Origin of the sequence: Thermoanaerobacterium aotearoense, assembly GCF_009905255.1 — a bacterium.
Lineage (GTDB): Bacteria > Bacillota > Thermoanaerobacteria > Thermoanaerobacterales > Thermoanaerobacteraceae > Thermoanaerobacterium > Thermoanaerobacterium aotearoense.
The window spans coordinates 2561126-2567500 of record NZ_CP047602.1 but is presented as its reverse complement, the minus strand read 5'-3'; the positions used below and the strand labels follow the sequence as shown (position 1 = coordinate 2567500).

Here is a 6375-nt window from a genome sequence, read left to right as displayed (position 1 = left end):
GGTGCCCGTACCACAAACCGACACAGGTAGGCGAGGAGAGAATCCAAAGACGAGCGGGAGAACCCTCATTAAGGAACTCGGCAAAAAGACTCCGTAACTTCGGGAGAAGGAGTGCCGAAAGGCCGCAGAGAAGAGGCCCAAGCGACTGTTTACCAAAAACACAGGTTTCTGCTAAGTCGAAAGACGAAGTATAGGAGCTGACGCCTGCCCGGTGCTGGAAGGTTAAGGGGAAGGGTCAGGAGAAAATCCAAAGCTCTGAACTTAAGCCCCAGTAAACGGCGGCCGTAACTATAACGGTCCTAAGGTAGCGAAATTCCTTGTCGGGTAAGTTCCGACCTGCACGAAAGGCGTAACGACTTGGGCGCTGTCTTGAAGGGGGACCCGGTGAAATTGTAGTACTCGTGAAGATGCGAGTTACCCGCGACAGGACAGAAAGACCCCATGGAGCTTTACTGCAGCTTGTCACTGAATTTTAGTAATATCTGTACAGGATAGGTGGGAGGCGGAGAGATATGGGCGCCAGCCTATATGGAGCCAACGTTGGGATACCACCCTGATATTACCGAAATTCTAACATAGGAGCCGTAAGCCGGCATATGGACACTGACAGGCGGGCAGTTTGACTGGGGCGGTCGCCTCCTAAAAAGTAACGGAGGCGTCCAAAGGTTACCTCAGCGCGGAAGGAAATCGCGCGTAAGAGTGCAAAGGCAGAAGGTAGCCTAACTGCGAGAAAGACAATTCGAGCAGGGACGAAAGTCGGGCTTAGTGATCCGGCGGTAGAGAATGGGATTGCCGTCGCTCAACGGATAAAAGCTACCCTGGGGATAACAGGCTGATCTCCCCCAAGAGTCCACATCGACGGGGAGGTTTGGCACCTCGATGTCGGCTCATCGCATCCTGGGGCTGAAGTAGGTCCCAAGGGTTGGGCTGTTCGCCCATTAAAGCGGTACGCGAGCTGGGTTCAGAACGTCGTGAGACAGTTCGGTCCCTATCCGTCGCGGGCGCAGGAAATTTGAGAGGATCTGCCCTTAGTACGAGAGGACCGGGGTGGACAAACCGATGGTGTACCAGTTGCGTAGCCGTACGCACAGCTGGGTAGCCAAGTTTGGAAGGGATAAACGCTGAAAGCATCTAAGCGTGAAACCCACCTCAAGATAAGATTTCCCATCCGAAAGGAGTAAGACACCTTGAAGAAGACGAGGTAGATAGGCCGGAGGTGTAAGAGTAGAAATACTTTAAGCTGACCGGTACTAATAAGTCGAGGACTTGACCAAAAGAAGCATTGTGCAGTATTCAAAGTTCATTTAGAAGGAAATGAACGAAAGATTTCCGGTGGCAATAGCGGAGGTTAAAAACCCGTTCCCATACCGAACACGGAAGTGAAGCCCTCCAGCGCCGATGGTACTGATTACTCGGGAGAGTAGGTCGCTGCCGGTAAAAATTTCATATATTAGCCCCCTAAGCAAAACTCCTTAAATAGGAGTTTTTTAATTTTTGTATTGACAAGTTAGAAAACATATACGAATATAGAATTAGAGTAGATTTAGTTTGCTTAGGAGGAGTGTTTATGAAAAAACTTGCCTGTGGCGTAGATCTTGGTGGTACAAAGATAAATACGGGCATTATGGATCAGGACGGAAATATTTTGTGCAATGTAAAAATACCTACAGAGGCAGATAAAGGACCGCAACACGTAATAGACAATATAAGAAAAAGCATAATGGAATCTTTGAATAAATCGAATATAGATGTCAGCCAGATTGCAGGCATTGGAATAGGTGCGCCAGGACCTTTGAATGCAGACAAAGGTGTGGTGGAATGTCCTCCTAATTTGCCTGGATGGATTGACATTCCCTTGGTGGACATATTAAAGGGAGATTTTGATACAGAGATAAAACTTAACAATGATGCTAATGCCGCGGCACTTGCTGAGCATTTATTTGGCGCAGGGCAAGGAATAAATAATATGGTCTATATGACTGTAAGTACAGGTATCGGCGGTGGTGCAATAATTGATGGAAAATTGTACAATGGCGCAAATTCAAATGCTGCTGAAATTGGGCATCACACCATAAACTTTGACGGACCTAGATGGTGCAATTGTGGCAATCCTGGATGCTTAGAGTCCTATGCTTCTGGAACGTCACTGGTTAAATTTGCAAAAAAATATATTGATTCAGGCAGAGATACTATTCTTAAAAACATACCATTAGACGATTTAAAAGCGGAAGATATTTTTGATGCTGCAAAATCTGGCGATGGATTAGCTTTAGAGCTTATTGAGAATGAGGCATTTTATCTGGGAATAGGTATTGTAAACATAATGGCTTTTTATAATCCTGAACTTATAGTAATTGGCGGTGGTCTGTCAAGTCAATGGGATGTCTTGTATGACAAAATGATGAAGACAGTTGATGAAAGAGCATTAAAGCCTAATAGGCAGATTTGCAAAGTTGTTAAAGCGAAACTTGGCGGAAATGTTGGCCTTATAGGTGCGGCGTCGTTGATATTATAAAATGGAGGGAAAAATGGATAGATGTCCTTGGTGTTTAAAAGATGAAATATACATAAAATACCATGATGTAGAGTGGGGTGTACCTGTGCATGATGATAGAGTCCACTTTGAATTTTTAGTATTGGAATCGGCACAGGCAGGATTAAATTGGCTTACGATCCTTAAAAAAAGAGATAATTACAGAAAGGCATATAGCGGATTTGATCCTCAAAAAGTTTCGCTTTTTGATGAGAAAAAAGTGCAGGAACTTTTAAATGATGGTGGTATCATTCGCAATAGGAGAAAAATAGAATCATCTATTGAAAATGCCAAAGCTTTTTTGAAGATACAAGGGGAATTTGGCAGTTTTGATGCGTATATTTGGAGTTTCACTGATGGAAGGCCTATCATAAATTGTTGGGAAAGCATTGAGGAAGTGCCTGCTAAAACCTCATTATCTGATAAGATAAGCAATGATCTTAAAAAAAGAGGGTTTAAATTTGTAGGTTCGACTATAATATATTCACATATGCAAGCGACTGGAATTGTGAATGACCATATAACATCATGTTTTAGGCATAAGGAACTATTGCAATTTGACTAATAAAAAAATACATGCAGGGCTTGGTGCAAAATGCACTTAGACCTGCCTTTTTTTATTCTTAAGATAATATAATGTTAATAAGGAAGCGTATAGATACTGGTTACCATGGAAATAATTATATTAGAATATTATGAAAGATGGTGTAGCATATGGAAAGCATGTTAAAAACTAAAAAGTGCTTTATATGCAATCATGAAAAGACGGATGGTATCGACGTATTGGGAGAATTTTTATGCAATGACTGCCAGAAGATAATCGCTCATATATCCCCAGATGATGCAAAGTACGAATATTATAGGAAAAAGATAATTGATATCTGGCGCAACTATACAAAGGATTTTGAATATGAGGACTGTTGAAAAGCGTCCTCATATTTTTATAGGCAATAATCATTTGTTTATGGTATTATATATGTATAATACGTGAAAAGGTGATAAAATTGGCAGCACCGCTTTATGAGGCATTGATTAAATATGTTGAAGACGGTACAATACCATATCACATGCCGGGACATAAAGAAGGGAAAATTATTTCCCGGAAATACATAGAAAACATTGCAAAAATAGATGTGACAGAAATTCCGGGTACAGACAATCTTCACGATCCACATGGCCCGATTTTGGAAGCGGAAAGACTTGCAGCGAAAGCATTTGGAGCCAAATCATCGTTTTTTCTCGTCAATGGTACTACGTGTGGTATATATGCGGCAATGTCATCAGTTTTAAATGATGGTGACATGGTAGTTGTTCAAAGAAATTCTCATAAATCTGTATATAATGGATTGATACTTACAGGCGCTATACCAGTTTATTTAAAACCGCTTATAGATGACGAAGATGCTATAGCCATGGGTATATCCATAGATGAGCTTGAAAAACTCCTTATAAAACATAAAAATGTAAAAGCTGTGGTCATTACATATCCAAATTATTATGGCTTTTGTGTCGATATAAGCAAAGTAGTTGATGTTGTTCATAAACACGACAAGATATTGATAGTAGACGAGGCCCATGGAGCTCATTTTGCATTTTCTGACAGATTGCCGTTACCGGCATCTTCAGTTGGCGCAGATATAGTGATTGAAAGCATTCACAAGACTTTACCCGCATTTACGCAAAGCTCAATTTTGCATGTGAATACAGATAGGATAGACATTGATAGGTTAAAATTTTACTTAAGCCTCTATCAATCAACATCGCCTTCTTATATATTGATGACATCAATTGATTTGGCCAGAGATTTTATGGAAAGAGAAGGTAAATCAATGCTTGATAAATGTGTAGATCTATCGATTCAAGCAAGGGGATTTATCAATGAGATAGACGGTGTAAGGTGTATTGGCGATGATGTCATAGGCAAATATGGAATCTGTGATTACGATGCAACAAAACTTGCCATTAACGTAAGTGGACTTGGCATATCCGGCAGTATGGCAGAAAGTATACTGAGAGAAAAATTCAACATTCAGATGGAAATGTCAGACTACAGAAATATACTTGCCATAATGACCGTAGCTGACGATGAGTCATCCTTCGATAAGCTAATAGAGTCTATCAAAGGTCTTTTAAAGTACAAAAAGGGTGAAAAATTAAGCTATCTTGATGGCAGTAGTTATCCGGATATTCCTGAAATGGCTATGAAGCCAAAAGACGCTGTAAATAAAGAGTATAAACATGTAAACATAGATGATGCTATAGGCATGGTCTCACTTGATTATGTAATTCCATATCCTCCAGGTGTGCCTCTTTTGTGTCCAGGTGAACTAATAAAAAAAGATATGGTACAATATATAAAATTACTATATAATATAGGTATAAAGATTATTGGAATTGATAATTTGAAAATACGGGTGTGTAAATAATGTACAAAGGAAAACTCATAACGTTTGAAGGAATAGATGGCAGTGGGAAAACTACGCAGATAAACTTACTTAAGAAGTACCTTTTGGAGATTGGACGAGATATTGTCGTTTTAAGAGAACCTGGAGGTACAGCAATAGGCGAGAAAATCAGAGAAATATTGCTTGACAAAAAGAACAATATAGTTCCATCTGCGGAAGCACTTCTTTATGCAGCATCTCGGGCAGAGTTAGTAAAAGAAGTGATAATACCGTCATTAAATGATGGGAAAATCGTGATATTGGACAGATTTGTTGACAGCTCCATTGTATACCAAGGATACGCGAGAGGACTTGGAGTAGAAGTCGTAGAGGAGATTAACAGTATCGCCGTAGATGGACTTGTACCCGATTTAACTGTGTATTTGGATATAAAGCCTAAAGATACCTTAATGAGAATCGACAGAAGGAAAGACAAGGATCGTTTGGAAATTGAAGATGTGCAATTTCATGAAAAAGTTTATGAGGGATATATGAATCTTATTAAGTCAAGACCAGGCAGGTATTTTATTGTAGATGCTACGCATGATATTTACCATATACAGAAGGCTATAATTGATGAAGTAAGCAAAATTATTTAAGGAGGGGAAAAAAGTGAAACTGATTTTTGCCATAGTACAAGACGAAGACGTGAGGAGACTTATGGATGGACTTACGGAAAAAGGGTTCAGCTTTACAAGAGTTGCTTCTACAGGTGGATTTTTAAGATCTGGCAATACGACACTTATGATAGGTGTAGAAGATGATAAGCTGGATGATGCTATTGAAGTGATTGAGAAGAAATGCAAAACGAGGGACAGGATAATCACATCTCCGACTCCTATGGGCGGAGCCACTGATATATTTATACCACAGCCTGTTGAAGTCTCTATCGGTGGCGCTACAGTTTTTGTCATAGATGTAGAAAAATTTTTCAGGATATAGGTGTTTTCCATGAAAATACAAGAGATAAATTCCAATAAAATAATGACAGGTTATGAGAAAGATGATAGAGGTGAAAGGACTTCTGCCATAAAGTTTGAAGACATCTTTGACAGTGAAATAAGCAAAGTTGAAGAAAGTATGTTAAACAAGATGCTTAATGATATTGACGATGCTGCTGAAAAATTAAAAGACGAAATGAACTTAGATAACCTTATGGTTTACAAGAGAAAAGTTAAAGAGTTCTTGCAGAAGTCTTTAAATGGCATGTTCCAAAAAAGCAAGAGAGAGTCAATAAATCTAAACGGACGGAAAAAAATCTACACTATTGTTGAAAAAGTAAATGAAAAACTTGAAACTATGACGCAGGAGTTTTTGAAGGGAAACAAGAAAAATCTTGATATTTTAGGTGCTATTGAGGAAATTAGGGGATTGTTGATAGATATATATTCGTAGGTG

The 6375-nt window shown here is 39.5% G+C and carries 7 protein-coding genes and 2 rRNA genes (1 of these 9 running past the window's edge); all 9 read left to right on the top strand.

Features of this window, described 5'->3' with window-relative positions; translation table 11 throughout:
* Window positions 1-1274, top strand: a 23S ribosomal RNA gene (locus GSH73_RS12865); it begins 1603 nt to the left of the window's first position.
* Between the two features lie 54 nt (window positions 1275-1328).
* Window positions 1329-1437, top strand: a 5S ribosomal RNA gene (rrf, locus tag GSH73_RS12860).
* Between the two features lie 130 nt (window positions 1438-1567).
* Window positions 1568-2515 carry an ROK family protein gene (locus GSH73_RS12855; RefSeq protein WP_014757570.1) on the top strand — a complete coding sequence of 316 codons (948 nt, stop codon included), beginning with the start codon at window positions 1568-1570 and terminating at the stop codon, window positions 2513-2515.
* 13 nt (window positions 2516-2528) lie between these two features.
* Window positions 2529-3098 (top strand): DNA-3-methyladenine glycosylase I, encoded by a 570-nt coding sequence (locus tag GSH73_RS12850; protein WP_014757571.1) that lies wholly within the window; start codon window positions 2529-2531, stop codon window positions 3096-3098.
* A gap of 149 nt (window positions 3099-3247) precedes the next feature.
* Window positions 3248-3457: a sigma factor G inhibitor Gin gene (locus GSH73_RS12845; RefSeq protein ID WP_038069622.1), complete on the top strand. Its 210-nt coding sequence runs from the start codon at window positions 3248-3250 to the stop codon at window positions 3455-3457.
* An 80-nt stretch (window positions 3458-3537) separates the two neighbouring features.
* Entirely contained in the window at window positions 3538-4959 is a 1422-nt protein-coding gene (locus tag GSH73_RS12840; protein WP_014757572.1) for an aminotransferase class I/II-fold pyridoxal phosphate-dependent enzyme, read from the top strand.
* The gene (gene tmk, locus GSH73_RS12835; protein WP_014757573.1) at window positions 4959-5576 is read left to right on the top strand and encodes a dTMP kinase; all 618 of its coding nucleotides are present in this window, start codon (window positions 4959-4961) and stop codon (window positions 5574-5576) included. Before GSH73_RS12840 ends, tmk begins: the two co-directional genes overlap by 1 nt.
* 13 nt (window positions 5577-5589) lie before the next feature.
* Window positions 5590-5919: a cyclic di-AMP receptor DarA gene (gene darA / locus GSH73_RS12830; RefSeq protein WP_013786900.1), complete on the top strand. Its 330-nt coding sequence runs from the start codon at window positions 5590-5592 to the stop codon at window positions 5917-5919.
* Window positions 5920-5928: 9 nt separating this feature from the next.
* On the top strand, window positions 5929-6372 hold the full coding sequence (locus GSH73_RS12825) for a YaaR family protein (RefSeq protein WP_014757574.1): 444 nt from the start codon (window positions 5929-5931) through the stop codon (window positions 6370-6372).
* Window positions 6373-6375: the final 3 nt, after the last annotated feature.